Origin of the sequence: Vibrio sp. 10N.286.45.E10 (assembly GCF_002874195.2) — a bacterium.
GTDB classification, from domain to species: Bacteria; Pseudomonadota; Gammaproteobacteria; order Enterobacterales; family Vibrionaceae; genus Vibrio; species Vibrio crassostreae.
On record NZ_MCWD02000002.1, the window covers coordinates 1448265 to 1466440 of the forward strand.

An 18176-nucleotide genomic window follows, 5' to 3' on the forward strand; every position below is an offset into this window, starting at 1 on the left:
TAGTAATGCAAGAATATTTAGAACTGGACGTGATGACATTGGAGTCAATTTCAAAAGAAGCGGGCTTTCCAATCGATAGAGATGCGTATTTAGCATCGCGCACTCAATCAATGGAACAAGGACTGCTTGTCGAATATCGGCGACGCAATAAGCTAATTGGTTACACCACGTTAAGTGATTTAGGGGATGGAAAGTGGTTTGTTCCTATGTTTGTAGTGCACCCAGACTATAGAAGTAAAGCCGCTTTTCTTGCTCTATTTCGTGGCATTGTAAATATACTGAAAGAGCGCGATTCAAGGGTATTAGTAAGCAATGTTTTACGCCTAAATGAACTGTCGGTGCAGTTTCATAAGCGATTAGGGTTTGAAATAACACGTGAGAATCACTTAGGTTATGAATTTACACTAGCGTTGACTCCTGAAGTAAAAAGAAAATGGGCTAACTTCGTCGCTGTTACCTTGGGGTCATAAATAATTGTGGATCGAGTTTGACCTCAAGTGTGTGGTGGTTAATATCACCTTTCTATCAAACGCATCACTATTAACGCTTCTTATCTTTCGAGAGTAATCAGCAAGGGCATGTATTATGTACAAATTCGGAATCGTATTATTTGATGACTTCACCGATGTAGACTTCTTCTTGATGTATGACTTACTAGGAAGAACGACAGACTCTTGGGAGGTTAAGGTTCTCGGAACCAAGCTCGAGCATCGCTCACATTTGGGTATGACCGTGAAAACCGATGGTCATTTGAGTGAAGTTGCACAGCAAGACGTTGTGCTTATCACAAGTGGTTATCGTGGTATTCCGGCTGCATTGAGAGAACCAGAGTTCATGAACTCATTACAGTTGGATCCGAGCGAGCAGTTAATCGGGTCGATTTGCGCTGGATCTTTTGTGTTGCACGAACTCGGTTTACTTAAAGGCAAGAGGCTAACAACAAATCCGCATGCAAAACCAACATTAGAAGCGATGGGTGGAGATGTTCAAGATCTACCTCTAGTCATCGAAGGCAACATTGCTACAGCTGGTGGGTGCCTTTCTCTGGTCTACTTAATTGGTTGGGTGGCCGAGCGGTTATTTGATTCTAACAAACGTAGGGCGATACAAAATCAGCTCATCCCTGCAGGGCAGCTAGAGCTCTTCGAAGAGCTTATCTCTAGAACCATCCAGTCTGCAGAGGCTGATAACTTACACAACAAGTCATTCAAAGCTGAGCTTACAGACGCGGTGAGTTAAATCATCGTCATGGTATTTTTACAAAAAGCGTTTAACGAGAGAAAGAAAACCAGTTTATGCAATTTCGAATTATTTTACTGTTGTGCCTAGCCCTGATGGGTTGTTCATCCAAACCAGAGTTAGCTCCTGACCCAACAACTGTCACTCTTTTTTATGGTAATACGTCGATCTCTGCGGGTGTCTTAGAAGATAAAACATTTAGTTCAGTGCTCGCTGATAGGGCTGAAAGCGTGACTTTTTCAGGGGCAATACGTAAGCAAGATCCTGGCTACTTCGTCGATATACTCGTGATTCGAGAAAAGAAAGAGCCGCGTTCAACACGACAACTAAACGCTTCGCTTGTTATGAAGCTGGGCGAGTTAGTGGATGTTGGCGGTGTGAATAACGATGTATTCAGAGTCATTATTGAGTAGCAAGAAAAACATGCCGATTAATTTGAATTTTCACTTTACCTCAACCTAACTTCAAGTCTTAAGCTTCTTTTACTCATTGAAAAGGAGCTTATTATGCAAAATAACTACGTAAAAGAACTTGCCGTCAAAACTTATCAAGAAGAGCTTCAGAAAGAGTACGTAAAATCTAAAGCTCGCCCATTTCATGCCCCAAGTTTTGTCGGAGGCATACTGTTGTCAGTCGTGTTGGTTGGCTTGTTTTAATTTATGCAGAATTTTTGATCTATTACCAACTCTCAACATCTCTATTTGCTGCGTTTTAATGCATACGGCACAATCGCTTAGGTTGAATTATGACGCCAATGTCGAGAGGAAGTATGGCAAGTCCTAGAGTTTTAAAGGCGCAGATTACTGATATTACGTGTGGCGAAAATGTCACTATCATCGAGCCCTCTAATGTGTATGGTTGTGAGCTTAAAGATGATGTGTTCGTTGGCCCTTTTGTAGAAATTCAAAAGAACTCGGTTATCGGTGACAGAAGTAAGATTCAGTCTCATACCTTTATTTGTGAGTATGTGACGATCGGAAGTGACTGCTTTGTTGGGCACGGGGTGATGTTCGCGAATGACTTGTTTAAAGATGGCAAGCCAGATCCAAACCCAGACAGTTGGGGACGAACTGTTATCGCAAATAACGTTACCATCGGCTCCAATGCGACAGTGTTGTCTGTCAGCATTTGCGAAGGGGTGGTAATCGGCGCGGGCAGTGTGGTGACCAAAGACATCACCGAGAAAGGTATCTATGCAGGCAACCCTGCTAAGAAGTTAAGAGACCTACCTTAAATTCAGAATAGAAGCTGCGCTGTATGAATCATAAGGTGCGGCTTTTTAGTTAAGCGTTAGAGTATTAATCATGGATGTATTTTTGCATTTGCTTCATTCAAATGATGTTAGTGCTTTATTGGAATTTGAAGTCGAAAATAGAGAGTGGTTTGAGCAATTTGTCCCAGCTCGGGAAGACAGTTTCTATTCAAATGCGGGCGTTGCTGAGCAAGTCACGAGTTTTCTAACAGAGTATGGCAATGGCGAGATGATTCCTATGTTGATCAAAGACGCTAATGGCACTATTTGTGGGCGAATCAATGTTCGTGATATCGACCAGAACGCTGAAAGTGGAGAACTCGGTTATCGAGTCGGTCACACATTTGGTTCCAAAGGTATTGCGTCCAACGCGGTGAGGAAGTTACTTACCTACTTGGCCGAGAACTCTTCCCTTAAATATGTTGATGCCTATGCGTTAGTGGGTAACGTAGGCTCAAATAAAATATTATCCAATACAGGATTTGATTTAGTTGAGCGCGTTGAAAGTTACGCTGTGTTCAAAGGGAAAAATCAAAACGCCAATTATTATCGTAAAGCGTTATCTGCTTAAGTGAATACTATCAATGCCGATCCTATCCTCATATAAGGTATTACTTGGTTTATCGTTGTGCGTATCTAACTTCTACCTGAGTCTTCTTTGATACTCAAAGTTTAGTGCTCACTTATCGCTCTAACTTGTTAATTCTACGTGATTTATTCATATCTCTCTTGTTATGCGTATCAGTGTGACTAATATTAGCCAGATTCTAACAAGATAGACTCGATCGTTAACCTGTCTATCTTTTTTGTATGTATTACATGGTGTTATATGAAGTATTTAATAGGTGTTTGCTTAGGTGCCTTATCTCTGTCTGCGGTAGCGCAGTCAATGGTCATTGTTGATTCAACAAGAGATCGCTCTATACCTCTAGAGGTCGTTTTACCTCAAAATTCTGACAGTTGTACAACGACAGAACAGTGCAATGTGGCTTTTATAAGTGCCGGCAATCGAGTTCCATTTACCAAATATGGTTTTGTTGGAGAAATGCTCAACGATAGGGGTTACATGACCATTTATGTCGATCACGAACTACCAAGTGATCCTCCTTTATCGAAGACTGGTGACTTGTATCAGACACGAATTGAGAATTGGACGCGAGGGGCACAAACTCTCAACGTACTTCAACATGAGCTAGCGAGTCGTTTCCCTACTTATGATTTTGACAAGTTAACCTTGGTCGGGCATTCGAATGGTGGCGATATTTCTACATGGTTGAGTAACGAAAATAAAAGTTATGTTTCTCAGTTAATTACGCTCGACCATAAACGAGTCACGTTACCTAAAAGTGAAAGTATCCGAGTGCTTTCCATTCGAGCAACTGAATACCCTACTAAACAGGGGGTACTACCGACTGAATCAGAGCAAAAGCAATATGGTAGTTGTGTTGTTGAGATTCCAGACTCTAAACATATGGATCTAAGCGATTATGGTTCTAATCTCGCCAAGCAAAGTACGAATGACATTATTATTGGCTTTTTGGATGGCTTCGCGTGCGGAGAGTTGAAAGTAAAAGTTGAGTAGAAACATCTAATCCATTAGAAGCTGGTAGCGTCCTTCTAGCCAGCTTCGAGCTTTTTTATTTCAAGGTTTAAGGTTACTTCCAGTTACGGCCACTTATAGATTTACGGTTACTTCTGAGGTTTGTTACGTTCGATTACGCTTATAGCGATCGCTAAAAACAAGATGTCTTTCACTAGGAAGAAGTTAGTGACTAAGATGCCATCCGATACTTTCCAAGCATTTGGCGTTGTAATCAAGAAGCTAAGTGTCACAACAAAGATAGCCGCTGCAGCAATACCTGAATAGAAAGCAATTGTCGGCTTCTTAAATCCAACGATCAACCCAATCGCGACAATGATCTCCGCGCCACCTACCATGTTAGACACAGCTTGCACTGAGAACAGATTGTAAAGCCAGTTCATTGCAGGATGATTTGCGATTAACGGTTCAATGAGCATCGCTTCGGTTGGCGTAAACTTGTAAATACCAATCCAAGCGAGCACTAACGCTACGCCAACCACTCCAAGGTTATATCCCACATTACTCTGTTTTAAATCATAGGTTTGAACATGCATAAAAGTACTCCATTTAATAAAATCCCTGAATATGACCGCATGAGTACAAAATTAATTTCGCTGTGAGAGTATTACTTTTCTATATGATTCATAATGCTTGGCACTTTTGGTGTTCTCTATGCTAATGATTTGTGTAAAGAAAAAGAGACTAGAGCTTTGAATGAGAGCTTTAGATGACAGAATAAGGAGATAGGTTATCAAAGCGTTTATATATGATGTATTTGGTGGGGAGTCAGCGAAAGGTAACCCTTGTGGGGTCGTAGAACTTGGCCAATGGTTAGCCGACTCGGAATTACTAGAAGTAACGCATCAACTCGCACTGCCAATCACAGCTTTCGTCGTGAAATCAGGGAATGCTTTCGATATTCGTTGGTTTGCCTTAGATGGTGAGATAAACCTTTGTGGTCATGGTAGTTTGGCTGCAGGCACTAGTTTGATCGAAAAGTATAAGCTCAATGAGATTACACTAAATAGTGATTATGGACAGGTCGTGATTTATAGAAAAGAAGGCTTGTCTCAAATAGAACTGCCAAGCTGGAAGGGTAAACCCTACTCGCAGTTAAGCGATGTTCCTATTGATTTAGCGGCTTTAAATCAATCTGTTGTCGAAGCTTTTTCTACAAGAGATTTAGTGCTGATTTTGGATTCAGAGGAAGCCGTAAAGAATTTTTCGCCTGACTTTGAATTATATAAACAAATTAAAGATCTGCATGCGGTGATGGTGACAGCCAAAAGTTCAGATGACAGTTATGTTCTGCGCTATTTTGCGCCGAAAATCGGTATTTCGGAGGATTTAGCAACAGGTTCGGCACAATGTTCACTGGCTCCATATTGGTTTGATAAGCTAGGAAAAGACAAACTTTCAGTTCGTCAGCTTTCAAGCTATGGCGGTTGTTTTGAAGTTGAGAGGAAGACAGACTCTTCAATTGTGGTGTCGGCACGAGTTGAGCGCCGTCCATAACAGAATGGTTATCTCACTCGAGAGGTAGAGCTTTCTAATTTATGTTTTCAATATTAGGAATTTGGATTAGATTACGCTGAAGTAAATCCTAATTATAAGAAGAGAATCGCACGTGAAAATCCATAGAATTAACCCGACCAAGCGTTGGTCAGATGTAACCGTATTTAATGGCATCGCAAGCTTTGTTGAAGTACCAGAGACGGATACATCGGCAGGAATTAAGAGCCAGGTTCAGCAAATTTTTGATCAAGCTGAAGAAATGATGAGCTTGGTCGACAGCGATAAATCTCGCGTATTGTCGGTGACAATTTACCTAACAAATTTCGCGAACTTCGATGCACTGAACGAAGTGTGGGATTCATGGTTCCTGAAGGTAGCGCACCAAGCCGAGCGTGTGTAAAAGCTGAACTGGCAAACCCAGAGCTATTGGTTGAGATGTCGTTTATGGTTGCTGCGGGTGAAAAGTTTCAATAAGCCGAACTATCGGTAGAAATAAGCTTCGTCAATACAAGTAACGAACAGATAAAACAAAGCCACTCAGGTGAATCACTTGAGTGGCTTTTTCGTTTTAAAGGCTAACCGAGACTAAATCGGATTAGGAATTAAGCGATGCCTTGATCTCTTGCCATCTGCTTCGCGATCTTCGGTGCGTGCCATAAACACGGCAGCAAGATAAACGATACAGGAACGGCTGTGATCACAATAAATGACTGTAGAGCAGAGATGCCGCCAGAGCCCATCGAGATAAGTGCAATAGCTACGGCACCCATGATGATACCCCAGAAGGTACGTACTGCTGCATTCGGCTCTGTTGTGCCCGTCATTACTACACTGATTGTGTAAGTCATTGAGTCACCTGTCGTCACGATAAACGTGGTCGTCAGGATAAGGAACAGAATCGCAATCAGAGTAGGGAACGGCAGTTGCGCAGTAATTGCTAGAAGAACTGCTGGAAGGTTGAACCCTTCGAACGCGCTAGAAATCACACCTGGGTTCTCTAATTCAAACGCTAAACCACTACCACCAACGATGCTGAACCAGAAACACGTTACAAGCGGTGCAACGATGCTGATAGATACGATCATTTGGCGAATAGTGCGGCCACGAGAGATGCGAGCAATGAAGATAGCCATCATTGGACCGTAACCTAAGAACCACCCCCAGAAGAACACAGTCCAGCCACCTAGCCATGCTGTATCTTGGCGGTAAAGCGCCATTGGGATGAAGTTATCAATCATTTCACCCATGCCTTGTAGGTAACCGTCAACGATGAAGCTTGTTGGGCCTACTAGAAGGATGTAGCCGATTAGACACACAGACAAGATGATGTTGTAACGGCTAACCAGTTGGATGCCTTTGTTCACGCCACTTAATGCAGACAATGTGTACATAGCGATAGCAAAGATAATAACGACACTTTGAGTTGCAAAGCTGTCTGAAATACCAAACAGTTCGCTCAATGCGTAGCTGATTTGTAGACCAAGGAAACCGATAGGGCCGATAGTACCTGCGGCTACAGCAACAATGCTGCATGCGTCTACTACGTTACCCACCCAGCTGTTGATTGCCTTGTCGCCAAGTAGAGGGTAAAGAAGAGTGCGAGGTTTAAGAGGAAGGCCTTTGTCGTAATGCAGATGCATTAACACGATAGAAGACAAGCCACCTAAGATTGCCCATGCAAGGAAACCCCAATGCATGAAAGATTGTGATAGAGCGTTAAACGCCATCGCTTGTGGATCAGCGTTGCCATAAAGTGGCGGAGCCGAAACAAAGTGAGCAATAGGCTCTGCAGCTGCCCAGAACACACCGCCGCCAGCTAGCAGCGTACATAGGACGATAGACATCCATTTGAAGGTGGTCATTTCAGGTAGGGCAAGCGTTCCTAAGCGAACGTGGCCGGTGCGACCTAGTGCAAGCACTAAACCGATAATGAAGTTGAGAAGTAGTAGGACTTGCCAGAAAGCACCGAACCACTTAGTTGAGTAACTGAAGCCGATGTTAACAAGTTCGGACAACACGGAGGTGTTGGTAAAAGCGAGGATGACAAAGAGGGTTAAAAAACTGCCACTAAGCCAAAAGACTGGGTTTCCGAGTTCCAGTTTTTCACCCAGAGATTGAGCTTTATTGAAATCGATAGAAGTAGATTCTGCGTTGATGTTTTCGTTGGCGACTTGCGTCAAGTTGGACATTATTTCTTCGCTATATTTGGCTCTTTCAAGCCTATGTATTTCTCCCACACTTGCATGGAAATGTGAGGTTCGTCAAAAAAGCCGCCGATACTAACACATTTGTTATCAAAAAGTGGGCGAATTCCCAAAAGAATCCCAAATCGCCTTTAAATCACTACTTTTTGGCTAGTTTTGATACGGATTTTTTTCTCGAATCCAAATCACATTTCCGATTTTTGAGATATTATTTTTTAGCTTTCCGAAATAAATTAATATTAGTTGTTGGTGCAAAATAAGTGTCGACTCATTGCATGCTATAAACAAATTAATGCGAGTCATTTTATAAATACTGAATATTTTAGGTGTTTAATTGGCGCTGTTACCTACAGTTGTTTTGCGAAGAGATTTAAGTGGTGAGGAAAATGCCATTTAGATTAAACATCTTGAAACAACAACTTAAGGGATAGCTAACATGCACCTAAACCAAGGAAGAGTGGCCAAGAAGGTTTTTACACTCAGTACTCTAACCGCGTCATGCTTAATGGCGTTCAACAGTTATGCGGCTGTTGATTGTTCAACGTTAGAAACGTGGGACTCAGCCACGGTATACACCGGTGGTGATCAGGTTTCACATGACGGCAGCGCGTACTCAGCGAATTACTGGAATCAAAACAACAACCCGAGCCAATTTGAAGGTGATTACGCACAGTGGAAAAAACTGGATGTGTGTAGTGGCAATGGAGGCGGCGGTACACCAAATGAAGCGCCAACCGCTTCGTTAACAGCGCCAACGGCATCCGATGTGATTGTTGAAGGTGATAATGTGGTACTTAGCTCAACAGCACTCGACTCTGATGGCAGTGTTGCTTCGGTAGAATTCTTTGTCGATGGTTCGTCGGTTGCAGTAGTGACAGCGGCACCATTTGAGGCGGCTTGGGCTGCAACGTCTGGCAACCATCAAGTTTCAGTTGTTGCAACGGATAATGAAGGCGCAGCAAGTGTTGCAAGTGTGGTTTCTGTTTCTGTTGATTCAGCACAACCAGGTAATGAAGCGCCAACAGTTTCAGTTGCCCTTTCAGCGACATCTGTTGATGTTGGTGGTGTAGTTACACTAACTGCAATGGCAGCAGACAGCGATGGTACGGTTGATAAGGTTGATTTCTACGTAGCGGGTGCTCTTGTGGGTACAGCTGCAACAAGCCCATACACGCTAGATTACACAACCACTCAAGCTGGCTCTCTAGCGGTCTACGCGAAAGCGACAGACAACCAAGGCGCAACGACTGATTCAGCACTGGCTTCTTTGACAGTTAACGGCGCTCCAACGGTGAGCACTTGTCGTCCTGATGGCTTGTATCAAACGCAAGGTGTCGATGTTCCTTACTGTACAATTTACGATGATGAAGGCCGTGAGAAAATGGGCGCGGATCACCCTCGTCGTGTGATTGGTTACTTCACCAGCTGGCGTGCAGGAGACGACCCGCAAGCGGCTTATCTGGTTAATGATATTCCTTGGGAACAACTCACACATATTAACTACGCGTTTGTGAGCATCGGTTCAGATGGCAAAGTGAACGTTGGTGACGTAAACGATCCAAATAATGCTGCTGTAGGTAAAGAGTGGCCGGGTGTAGAAGTAGACCCTGCATTAGGATTCAAAGGTCACTTTGGTGCGCTGGCAACCGCGAAGAAAAAACATGGTGTTAAAACGCTAATCTCAATTGGTGGTTGGGCTGAAACGGGCGGTCACTTCGCGACTGACGGAAGCCGAGTTGCTGATGGTGGCTTCTATACTATGACGACCAATGCTGATGGATCTATCAACCATCAAGGCATTGAAACATTCGCGACTTCAGCGGTTGAAATGCTGCGTAAATATCAATTCGATGGCCTAGATATTGATTATGAGTACCCAACGTCAATGGCCGGTGCGGGTAACCCATACGACAAAGACTTCATGGAACCGCGTCGTGAGTACCTATGGGCTTCGTACCAAGTATTGATGAAAGTGCTGCGTGAGAAGCTTGATGTAGCGTCTGCTGAAGATGGCAATCATTATATGTTAACTATCGCGGCTCCTTCTTCTGGGTACCTATTGCGCGGTATGGAAACATTTGATGTCACCAAGTACCTCGATTACGTAAACATCATGTCTTACGACCTTCACGGTGCGTGGAACGATCACGTTGGTCATAACGCTGCATTGTTTGATACAGGTAAAGATTCAGAGTTAGCACAATGGAACGTTTACGGCACTGCGGCTTACGGTGGTATCGGTTATCTGAACACGGATTGGGCTTACCATTACTTCCGCGGTTCTATGCCAGCTGGTCGTATTAACATCGGTGTGCCTTACTACACGCGTGGTTGGCAAGGTGTAACGGGTGGCGAAAATGGTCTTTGGGGCCGAGCTGCGCTACCAAATCAATCTGAATGTGCGGCGGGTACAGGCGAAGGCGAGAAGAATAACTGTGGTCATGGCGCAATTGGTATCGACAACATGTGGCACGATACCGATCCGAAAGGCAACGAAATGGGTGCGGGTTCCAACCCAATGTGGCACGCGAAGAACCTAGAGAAAGGTATTTGGGGTTCTTATGCGGATGCTTACAAGCTTGATCCTGTCAACGATCCAACGGATGTTCTAACGGGTACTTACACGCGTAACTACGACAGCGTGGCGGTTGCACCTTGGTTGTGGAACGCAGAGAAGGGCGTATTCCTCTCTACAGAAGATAAGCAGTCTATCGATGTGAAAGCAGACTACGTTATCGATAAAGAAATCGGCGGCATCATGTTTTGGGAACTAGCAGGGGATTATAACTGTTATGTACTCGATGCGAGCGGCAACCGAACTTCAATCGATACCACTGAACAAGCGTGTAACAGCGGTAACGGTGAGTTCCACATGGGTAACACAATGACGAAAGCTATCTACGATAAGTTTAAGTCTGCAACACCATATGGAAACAAAGTCGCGACGGGCGCTATCCCAACAGAAGCGCTAGATATCACAGTATCGGTTGGTGGCTTCAAAGTCGGTGACCAAAACTACCCAATCAACCCTAAGATCACGTTTACGAACAACACAGGGCAAGCACTTCCGGGCGGAACTGAGTTCCAGTTCGATATCCCAGTATCAGCTCCTGATAACGCGAAAGATCAATCGGGCGGTGGTTTGTCTGTGATTGCTTCGGGTCATACTCGTGCGGATAACATCGGCGGATTAGACGGTACTATGCACCGCGTAGCGTTCACGTTGCCTGCATGGGAAGATCTTCCTGCTGGTGGTGTGTATGAACTAGACATGGTGTATTACTTGCCAATTTCAGGCCCTGCAAACTATGCAGTGAGCGTGAATGGTGTCGATTATGCCTTTAGCTTTGAGCAACCAGACCTACCATTAGGTGATATCAGTTCAGGTGGCGGTAACCCTGGCGATGGTGGCACAAACCCTGGTACATGCGACACTGCAGGTTTAACGGTTTACCCAGATCTACCTCAGAAAGATTGGGCTGGTAATCCAAGCCATGCAAACACGGGTGACCAAGTCGTTCACAACGGTAGTATTTACCAAGCAAACTGGTGGACAAGTTCTGAACCGGGCAGTGATGGTAGCTGGACTCAGGTTTGTTCTTAATCTAACGCTAGATCATGTATTTATAGATAACGAATGCGAATGATTTTAAGTTTATTTATCAGTATCTTAGTTTGATTTAAATACATAACTGAAGCGTAAAATAAAAACGCCGAACTGAATCCAGTTCGGCGTTTTTGCTATAAGTCACAGATTGCGTATAGAAACCTCTCAAAATATCGACACTCGTTCAGTAAAAAATAAAAACATGATATAAAACAATCTGTATATAAAAGAAATCACGGCGTTACCTGAAATTATAAATCTATGGGGTAATCTTGAAAGTCAGACGTAAATACATTCTTAATTTTTCCATTGCGCTCGCCGTCGTGTCGATGATTCTTTCCGCTGTTCAATTTAATCGAACTGAAAAGTCATTATTAGAATCTAACCAACTGTTTTTTCGTACGATTGTGAATGCGAGCTACGATATTGTCGATACCACAGTTAATGAGGCGATAAAGACATATCTTAAAGGAATCACGGATACCGTTGCGTCTCATGTATGGCATGCCACGCCAGAACAAGAAATTGAACAGGTAAGCCAAATTGCCAGTGAATTGCACATTGGACAATCGGGTTATATTTATTTGATGTCTCCGCAAGGTGTCCACCTCTATCATCCATTCTTACAAGGTAAGAAGCGCGGTCACCTTACTCATATTCAAAAACAGCTCAGTATTGGCTCTGGTATGATCGAATACTTTCACGCCAATCCTCATGAAATAAACCGCCGAGCCAAAGTCGCTTATTCGATGAGGCTTCCGAGTGGCAATACATTGGTCGCGACGACTTATAAAGAAGAATTGATGTATTTGGTCGATCTTGAAGGTTTAAAAGACAAGCTAAGAAAGTACGCGTTCGGTGAGAGCGGATATGTGTACATTGTTGATCTGCAAGGTAACTTAGTGCTTCATCCGGATTATGAACATAAATCATTGAAATCCTTAATAGGCTACTCGTCTGAACTGCTTATTGATCGAGTCGCCACCAAACCCGAAGGTCACTTCAGTTATTCGATTTCTAGTGACAATGGCACGACAAATAAAAACATCTTCTATAAGTTTTACCCTTATCTGAATTGGGTCATTTCTGCAGGTATCTTAGAACAAGAGCTTAATCGAAATCACAGCCTCCTGTTTATTAGTTTGATGGCTTTGGTTGTAAGTTTACTGAGCATTATTATCGTGTTGGTGCTTTACCTGCGGCATCGCCATCTCAAAGTTTTGGATGTTGCGAGTCTTGATTACCTTACAGGGCTTCCTAGCAGACGGAGCTTTATCGAGCACCTAAAACTGAAGATTACTCAAAGTTCACCTTATCCGATAACGAATGTTGGTATCATCTTGCTTGATATTGACCATTTCAAGCGGGTGAATGATCAATATGGTCACGCTCAAGGTGACCGGGTTATCTGTGCGGTCGCAAAATCACTCAAGAGATTTGCTAACCGCCGTCGTTTGATTGCACGATATGGTGGTGAAGAGTTTATTTTAGTGACGTTTGATTGTGATGAACATGAGTTATTTGAACTATCAGAGGCGTTACGGCTATGTGTTGAGCAACTTCAAGGCTTGGTGTCTCCGGTGACAATCAGCGCTGGTTGTTGCCATGCTCCGGCACTGACTGATATTGAAACCGCTATCGATAAAGCCGATAAAGCGCTTTATCAAGCCAAAGAGAGTGGACGCAATAACACTCAAGCGTATCGAGAGAGTGAATATCGCGTTGCTTACATGTGAGTGGTTGAAACCTTCGATGTGAGTGAAGATTTGATGTACACAAATCGTGCTTGAGACCGACAGATACAAAAAAGCCCAAATAGATCGCTCTATTTGGGCTTTTTCAGAATTATTTGAAATGCTAATCGCTAATTTAAGCTTTCGCTGCTTTCATCGCTTCCGTTTTTTTTTCCTTTTGCATTTTTGCAAGGAAGTAGATGTTTACACAAGCGATAAAACCATTGGTGGCTGCAACTGGCCATGCGTCAATCATGATGCCGTATGCTGTGAAGAGTGCACAGCCAATAAAGTTAAGGACACGCAGACGAACGATATCTTTCATTGTTAATGAAATTGCGACCATAATAGACGCAGCGTAACCTAAAATTTCAACCATATTGAATTCCATTGTTTGACCCTCTTAAATTTGCCGATACTTTGTCGGTACCAATTCTTCTCTTCATGAGATGATTGAGGAAGCTCCGTGCCTCGAATGGTCTGGTTTTGTTTAACGGGATGAACTATACCAACTCTGTTTTTGTGATTAAACCCCCAAAACAGACAGAAGTGAAGGTTAGCGATTACGCAAACGTTTAATGACCTTTCTATTAACATAATTACTATTTATGTTGGAGGTTGAATTGATAGTTATTCTTATATGGGTAAGGGCTCCACGAATGATAAAACGATCCATTTGTGCAACAAAAAGCATAAGAAAAGTAGCGCAGTTGGCTTTGATAGCGATTGGACTGACAGCATGTACCACTCAAGAATTGCCGCCAACGCACAATTATGGTGTGGTCACCAGTGGTGATTTTGAGTTCATGAAACACGGAGTGATGACGTACTCGTGGCACCCTGAATCAGAGCAGGTTTACCTTTCTCAAAAATACGATGAAACTGTGGTTACCGATTTAGTGCGTGAGTCGATTCAAGAGCAACTCTCTAATAAAGGTTATCAGTTAAAACAGGATGGTGTCGGCGATGTTGTTGTCGGTTTTGGGTTGGCGGAAGAATCGGAACTGAACGATGAGTCGATCTTTGATGCGATCAAGCTATCTACTGGTGTGCCATTTTATGATGGTGAAGGTAAAGTAGCGGAGAAAGGATCGTTGTACATTGCGTTTTTCGTACCTAACTCTGAGGTCGTACAATGGCAAGCATTAGCACAATCTGGCATCCAAACTGATTTAGAGCCAAGCGAAAGAAAACAGCGCGCTACTGGCTTTGTTGAAATGTTATTTAGACGCATGCCTGAACGATAGAATTAGGAGCTGGATGGATTCGTTGAGTCAATATTAGTTGTTGAAAATATGGTCAGATCGCAGATTATACTTTTTTATTTGTAACGAACGGTACAAATACGTAAAGCAACGTAAAGTTCGCGCTTCTTTTGCTGGCATTTGTCTATACTGCTCAAAACGTTAACTTAGGTTTGATTCAATGAAACTGTTTTCCAAATACTCTCTCCCTCTATTAAGTATATTCATTGTAAGTAACGCAGCGATGGTAAGTAATGCAGCTATCGCAGCACCTTCTATAGTACCAAGCCCACCTAGCCTAGGCGCAAAAGGGTATGTGTTAATTGATTTTAATTCTGGTGATGTGCTGGTAGAAAAAAATGCACACACTAAGTTAAACCCAGCGAGTTTGACCAAACTGATGACCAGCTATGTAGCTGGACAAGAGATGAAGCGAGGCAACATTTCTGCTGATGATCAGGTACGAATCAGCGAAAACGCGTGGGCGAAGAACTTCCCAGACTCTTCAAAAATGTTCATCGAAGTAAACACAGATGTAGCAATGATGGACCTTTATCGTGGCTTGATTATTCAATCCGGTAACGATGCGAGTGTTGCGATTGCAGAACACGTTGCAGGTTCACAAGATGCATTCGTCGACCTTATGAACTCTTGGGCTACATCTCTGAAGCTAGAAAATACCCATTTTGCCAATGCACATGGTTTAGACGCCGATGATCTCTATTCGACTCCTTATGATATTGCGCTACTCGGTCGTGCCATTATTCGTGATTTACCGGATGTGTATGGCTTATACAGTGAGCGTTCTTTTAGTTACAACGGCATCACACAGCACAACCGTAATGGCTTGTTGCGTGATAGAAGCTTAACCGTTGATGGCATGAAAACGGGCTACACCTCTGGTGCTGGCTACAGTTTGGCGAGTTCAGCGACACAAGGTGAGATGAGACTTATTGCGGTTGTGATGGGCGCATCAAGCGTTAAGAGCCGTGAATCAGACAGTAAACAGCTGTTGAGCTATGGTTTCCGTTTCTTCGATACACTAAACCCGCACAAAGGTGGCGATCAAGTGGCTGAAGAGAAAGTATGGTTTGGTGAGCAAGACACATTGAAACTAGGTGTGGCAGAAGACACGTTCATTACCTTGCCTAAATCAGACAGTAAAAAGCTGACTGCATCTATCGAGCTTAACTCTGAACTGAAAGCGCCAATTGCAGAAGGTCAAACTCTAGGTGTGGTTCATTACACCGTTGATGGTGAAGATGTTCAAACTCAGCCTTTGATCGCGCTGGAAGCGGTTGAGCAGGGCGGTTTGTTCAAACGTTTAATGGACTACGTTAAGCTGTTCTTCGCGAGCCTATTCTAAATAGAGCTTGTAGCGATAAGCCGCAATCAAAAGTGGAAACATATGGGTGTTGTGAGTGAATCACAGCGCCCATTGTTTTTTTTACATCAATGAAAACACCGCTTCGTACCATCTTTATTAGCCGTAGCGGGCGGTTTCGATTAATATACGCAAAATTTAGCAGTGTAGTCACTTATGACGATAGAGATAAAGAACGTAACCGAACCCGAAGTAACCTGTGCCAATTGTCAGGCATGCTGTTGTCGTTTAGAGGTTATGATCATCACAGATACGGGCGTACCTGAAGAGCACATCGCTTACGATGAGTGGGGCGGTGAAACCATGAAGCGCTTAGATGACGGTTGGTGCTCTGCGGTAGATAGAGAAACACTGATGTGTACTATCTATGAAAACCGACCATGGATCTGTCGTGAGTTCGAAATGGGCTCTTTTGAATGCGTTGATCAGCGCAAAGATGTAATGGGCTAGGCGTCTGCAGTATTGAAGTTAGTAACGAAAATACGCTACTGAGCTGTGATAAGCACATTAAAAATTAAATATCAGGGTTCTATATCTGAAGCAGATGTAGAACCTTGATGCGTTTTACGAGATCGAATATTTAGTGAGATAAGAGTTTTAGTTCGACAAAATAACTTAGAACTCAGAAGGCACTTCAAACTCCATCCATTCTCCAGTTGTTGGGTGAATCAACTTTAGGTAGCCAGCGTGCAGGTGTAAGCGCTCGCGTTTGTATCCGTATAAGTCGTCACCACGAATCGGAACACCAAGCCCTAATGGATGAGCACAGTGCACTCGCAACTGGTGGGTTCGCCCTGTTTTAGGGTACAAGTGAACCTTGGTTTTCCCATTATGAGTGCCTACCGCTTGCCAATGGGTTTCTGCGTTTCGGCCGTGTTCATGGCAAACCAGTTGTCTTGGTCTGTCTGTGATGTCACCGCGCAAGGGCAGGCTGATATCGCCAAATTCGCCAGTTATCTCACCATCTAACAAAGCGGTGTAGCGCTTCTCTACTGTTCTATCAATGAACTGCTTCTGAATGTGCTTGTTTGACTCCGCTGTGAGCGCCAAGATCAACAAACCTGACGTCGACATATCCAATCTATGGATAATCAAAGGGCCAGTAGCATCCGGGTAACGCGCTTTTATTCGTGTATAAACAGAATCTTCGATGAACTTGCCGGGAACCGACAAGAATTCTTCAGGCTTATTGACGACCACGATCTCTTCGTCTTCATAAACAATATCAAAAGACTTACCAACCGCAGGGTTCACGATAAGTGGGTTATCTTCTAACTCAATGCTACTTAGCTGGTGTTCGAGGATTTCAAAGCTTTTACTCTGACAAACCGGGTAGAGGTTTGCGTGTTGTCGAATGATAGCTGTAGGCGGCAATCCCCACCAAAACTCAGATAATGCTAACGGCTTAAACCCGTGCTCAAAAGCGAAGTTAAGCAGCTTAGGTAGGCAGCAGTCACCAGAGCCTTCAAGCGCATCTTTGCCATCGAGTAATTCAAGTAAATTTTTAGATTGCTTCGTTTGATTGATAAAGCGATAGTGAGAGAGGCGTTGAGTTTCTAACTGTTCTGAAATTGCTTGGTGATCTTGCTTACGGCTTTTCAGTTCGTTTTCAATCAAGTCAACTTGTGATTGACGTTCTGCGATCTTCTGTTTCCACTCAATACGAAGTGCTTTTAGGTCGCGTTTCTCTTGGCTACTTTGATTGCCCAATTGTTTGAGCAAATTCGCCGCCGATTCTAGATTCCCCGATGCCTTTTCTTGGTTTGCTTGCTCTCTGACTTCATTTCGCTGAGTTTTGTTCTCGGCCATTGCTAACTGAAAGGCTTCGATAGCTTGTGCTGATTCGATTTTTAACCCTTCAAGCTCGGCTAATAATGCGTCTAGGTTGTGTGACTGTTGTAGCTTTTCAATGTCATCCGCTAGTTGCAACTGGCGAGCAAGGTTTGCACTATTTTGAGATTGAAACTGTTCTGAATCGAAGGCTGGTGGAACAAAGTGAATGTTGTTTAACTGAGAGACCAAAGCCGGATCTAACTGTAAACCTGAAAACGCAGAAAGGTAGCCTAACTCTTGCGTAGTTGGATTCTGAACAAGCAGAACAGCGTAGAGGTTACCTTGCGATATTTCGTTTAAACCACAGTCCAGCAGCGACTGTTGAAGCTGCTGCATCGCTAATTCACACAAAGGATGCGGAGTATAGTAATACGGGAATGTAAAACGCTCTGGCAGCGACAAGTCTTGATTCGCTGTTTGGTTTAACGTGCGCACTGGCGTGTATTGAGCAAGGTTTGCTGACATGAAGATCAAACTCTATGGGTATTCAGTTTAGATCTCGGTATTGTTGTCGAAATAAAGACAAATGAGAAGCCAAAGCGGAAGATAAATCGGCTTTGGCTTCATTTAGATTGTCATGTTC

The 18176-nt window shown here is 43.5% G+C and carries 17 protein-coding genes and 1 pseudogene; 14 read left to right on the forward strand and 4 right to left on the reverse strand.

Annotated elements, in window-relative coordinates; translation table 11 throughout:
* The first annotated feature begins 5 nt into the window (after positions 1 to 5).
* From BCU34_RS19370 to BCU34_RS19400, 7 genes are all read left to right on the forward strand, one after another.
* A complete protein-coding gene (locus tag BCU34_RS19370; protein ID WP_102478480.1) occupies positions 6 to 470 on the forward strand; it encodes a GNAT family N-acetyltransferase in 465 nt (154 codons plus the stop codon).
* A 115-nt stretch (positions 471 to 585) separates the two neighbouring features.
* Complete coding sequence (locus tag BCU34_RS19375; RefSeq protein WP_102478481.1) at positions 586 to 1239, forward strand: DJ-1/PfpI family protein; 654 nt, start codon at positions 586 to 588, stop codon at positions 1237 to 1239.
* A 56-nt stretch (positions 1240 to 1295) separates the two neighbouring features.
* Complete coding sequence (locus BCU34_RS19380; protein ID WP_102478482.1) at positions 1296 to 1652, forward strand: hypothetical protein; 357 nt, start codon at positions 1296 to 1298, stop codon at positions 1650 to 1652.
* A gap of 93 nt (positions 1653 to 1745) precedes the next feature.
* A complete protein-coding gene (locus tag BCU34_RS19385) occupies positions 1746 to 1895 on the forward strand; it encodes a hypothetical protein (protein WP_017082068.1) in 150 nt (49 codons plus the stop codon).
* Positions 1896 to 2008: 113 nt separating this feature from the next.
* Positions 2009 to 2473 (forward strand): acyltransferase, encoded by a 465-nt coding sequence (locus tag BCU34_RS19390; protein ID WP_017082069.1) that lies wholly within the window; start codon positions 2009 to 2011, stop codon positions 2471 to 2473.
* A gap of 70 nt (positions 2474 to 2543) precedes the next feature.
* Positions 2544 to 3062, forward strand: a complete 519-nt coding sequence (locus BCU34_RS19395) for a GNAT family N-acetyltransferase (RefSeq protein ID WP_102478483.1) — start codon at positions 2544 to 2546, stop codon at positions 3060 to 3062.
* Positions 3063 to 3320: 258 nt separating this feature from the next.
* Entirely contained in the window at positions 3321 to 4073 is a 753-nt protein-coding gene (locus BCU34_RS19400; RefSeq protein WP_102478484.1) for an alpha/beta hydrolase, read from the forward strand.
* A gap of 107 nt (positions 4074 to 4180) precedes the next feature.
* Here the strand turns inward: BCU34_RS19400 and BCU34_RS19405 are convergent, their stop codons facing one another.
* Positions 4181 to 4627, reverse strand: a complete 447-nt coding sequence (locus BCU34_RS19405) for a DUF417 family protein (RefSeq protein WP_076646849.1) — start codon at positions 4625 to 4627, stop codon at positions 4181 to 4183.
* A gap of 196 nt (positions 4628 to 4823) precedes the next feature.
* On the opposite strand from BCU34_RS19405, the gene BCU34_RS19410 reads away from it, so the two are divergent.
* Positions 4824 to 5588, forward strand: coding sequence for a PhzF family phenazine biosynthesis protein (locus tag BCU34_RS19410; protein ID WP_170960780.1), 765 nt, complete (start codon positions 4824 to 4826; stop codon positions 5586 to 5588).
* 112 nt (positions 5589 to 5700) lie between these two features.
* Positions 5701 to 6062, forward strand: a pseudogene (locus BCU34_RS19415) (RidA family protein).
* A 128-nt stretch (positions 6063 to 6190) separates the two neighbouring features.
* Here BCU34_RS19415 and BCU34_RS19420 read toward each other — a convergent pair.
* Positions 6191 to 7777: a BCCT family transporter gene (locus BCU34_RS19420; RefSeq protein WP_029405430.1), complete on the reverse strand. Its 1587-nt coding sequence runs from the start codon at positions 7775 to 7777 to the stop codon at positions 6191 to 6193.
* 451 nt (positions 7778 to 8228) lie between these two features.
* On the opposite strand from BCU34_RS19420, the gene BCU34_RS19425 reads away from it, so the two are divergent.
* The gene (locus tag BCU34_RS19425; RefSeq protein ID WP_102479026.1) at positions 8229 to 11396 is read left to right on the forward strand and encodes a chitinase C-terminal domain-containing protein; all 3168 of its coding nucleotides are present in this window, start codon (positions 8229 to 8231) and stop codon (positions 11394 to 11396) included.
* 275 nt (positions 11397 to 11671) lie between these two features.
* A complete protein-coding gene (locus BCU34_RS19430) occupies positions 11672 to 13135 on the forward strand; it encodes a sensor domain-containing diguanylate cyclase (protein ID WP_102478536.1) in 1464 nt (487 codons plus the stop codon).
* A gap of 133 nt (positions 13136 to 13268) precedes the next feature.
* Here BCU34_RS19430 and BCU34_RS19435 read toward each other — a convergent pair whose 3' ends face one another.
* The gene (locus BCU34_RS19435) at positions 13269 to 13523 is read right to left on the reverse strand and encodes a YgjV family protein (protein ID WP_017068159.1); all 255 of its coding nucleotides are present in this window, start codon (positions 13521 to 13523) and stop codon (positions 13269 to 13271) included.
* Positions 13524 to 13791: 268 nt separating this feature from the next.
* Here BCU34_RS19435 and BCU34_RS19440 point away from each other — a divergent pair, with 268 nt between their 5' ends.
* From BCU34_RS19440 to BCU34_RS19450, 3 genes are all read left to right on the forward strand, one after another.
* Positions 13792 to 14379, forward strand: a complete 588-nt coding sequence (locus tag BCU34_RS19440) for a DUF4136 domain-containing protein (RefSeq protein WP_048662602.1) — start codon at positions 13792 to 13794, stop codon at positions 14377 to 14379.
* Between the two features lie 178 nt (positions 14380 to 14557).
* Positions 14558 to 15742, forward strand: a complete 1185-nt coding sequence (locus tag BCU34_RS19445; RefSeq protein WP_048606313.1) for a D-alanyl-D-alanine carboxypeptidase family protein — start codon at positions 14558 to 14560, stop codon at positions 15740 to 15742.
* A gap of 174 nt (positions 15743 to 15916) precedes the next feature.
* Positions 15917 to 16210 (forward strand): YkgJ family cysteine cluster protein, encoded by a 294-nt coding sequence (locus BCU34_RS19450; protein WP_080967419.1) that lies wholly within the window; start codon positions 15917 to 15919, stop codon positions 16208 to 16210.
* Positions 16211 to 16375: 165 nt separating this feature from the next.
* Here the strand turns inward: BCU34_RS19450 and BCU34_RS19455 are convergent, their stop codons facing one another.
* The gene (locus tag BCU34_RS19455) at positions 16376 to 18058 is read right to left on the reverse strand and encodes an RluA family pseudouridine synthase (protein WP_102478537.1); all 1683 of its coding nucleotides are present in this window, start codon (positions 18056 to 18058) and stop codon (positions 16376 to 16378) included.
* Positions 18059 to 18176 lie beyond the last annotated feature (118 nt).

Excerpts from the sequence above, each read along its gene's own strand:
- BCU34_RS19370 (WP_102478480.1), top strand. The coding sequence starts at position 6 with ATGCAAGAATATTTAGAACTGGACGTGATGACATTGGAGTCAATTTCA.
- BCU34_RS19375 (WP_102478481.1), top strand. The coding sequence starts at position 586 with ATGTACAAATTCGGAATCGTATTATTTGATGACTTCACCGATGTAGAC.
- BCU34_RS19380 (WP_102478482.1), top strand. The coding sequence starts at position 1,296 with ATGCAATTTCGAATTATTTTACTGTTGTGCCTAGCCCTGATGGGTTGT.
- BCU34_RS19385 (WP_017082068.1), top strand. The coding sequence starts at position 1,746 with ATGCAAAATAACTACGTAAAAGAACTTGCCGTCAAAACTTATCAAGAA.
- BCU34_RS19390 (WP_017082069.1), top strand. The coding sequence starts at position 2,009 with ATGGCAAGTCCTAGAGTTTTAAAGGCGCAGATTACTGATATTACGTGT.
- BCU34_RS19395 (WP_102478483.1), top strand. The coding sequence starts at position 2,544 with ATGGATGTATTTTTGCATTTGCTTCATTCAAATGATGTTAGTGCTTTA.
- BCU34_RS19400 (WP_102478484.1), top strand. The coding sequence starts at position 3,321 with ATGAAGTATTTAATAGGTGTTTGCTTAGGTGCCTTATCTCTGTCTGCG.
- BCU34_RS19405 (WP_076646849.1), bottom strand. The coding sequence starts at position 4,627 with ATGCATGTTCAAACCTATGATTTAAAACAGAGTAATGTGGGATATAAC.
- BCU34_RS19420 (WP_029405430.1), bottom strand. The coding sequence starts at position 7,777 with ATGTCCAACTTGACGCAAGTCGCCAACGAAAACATCAACGCAGAATCT.
- BCU34_RS19425 (WP_102479026.1), top strand. The coding sequence starts at position 8,229 with ATGCACCTAAACCAAGGAAGAGTGGCCAAGAAGGTTTTTACACTCAGT.
- BCU34_RS19435 (WP_017068159.1), bottom strand. The coding sequence starts at position 13,523 with ATGGAATTCAATATGGTTGAAATTTTAGGTTACGCTGCGTCTATTATG.
- BCU34_RS19440 (WP_048662602.1), top strand. The coding sequence starts at position 13,792 with ATGATAAAACGATCCATTTGTGCAACAAAAAGCATAAGAAAAGTAGCG.
- BCU34_RS19445 (WP_048606313.1), top strand. The coding sequence starts at position 14,558 with ATGAAACTGTTTTCCAAATACTCTCTCCCTCTATTAAGTATATTCATT.
- BCU34_RS19450 (WP_080967419.1), top strand. The coding sequence starts at position 15,917 with ATGACGATAGAGATAAAGAACGTAACCGAACCCGAAGTAACCTGTGCC.
- BCU34_RS19455 (WP_102478537.1), bottom strand. The coding sequence starts at position 18,058 with ATGTCAGCAAACCTTGCTCAATACACGCCAGTGCGCACGTTAAACCAA.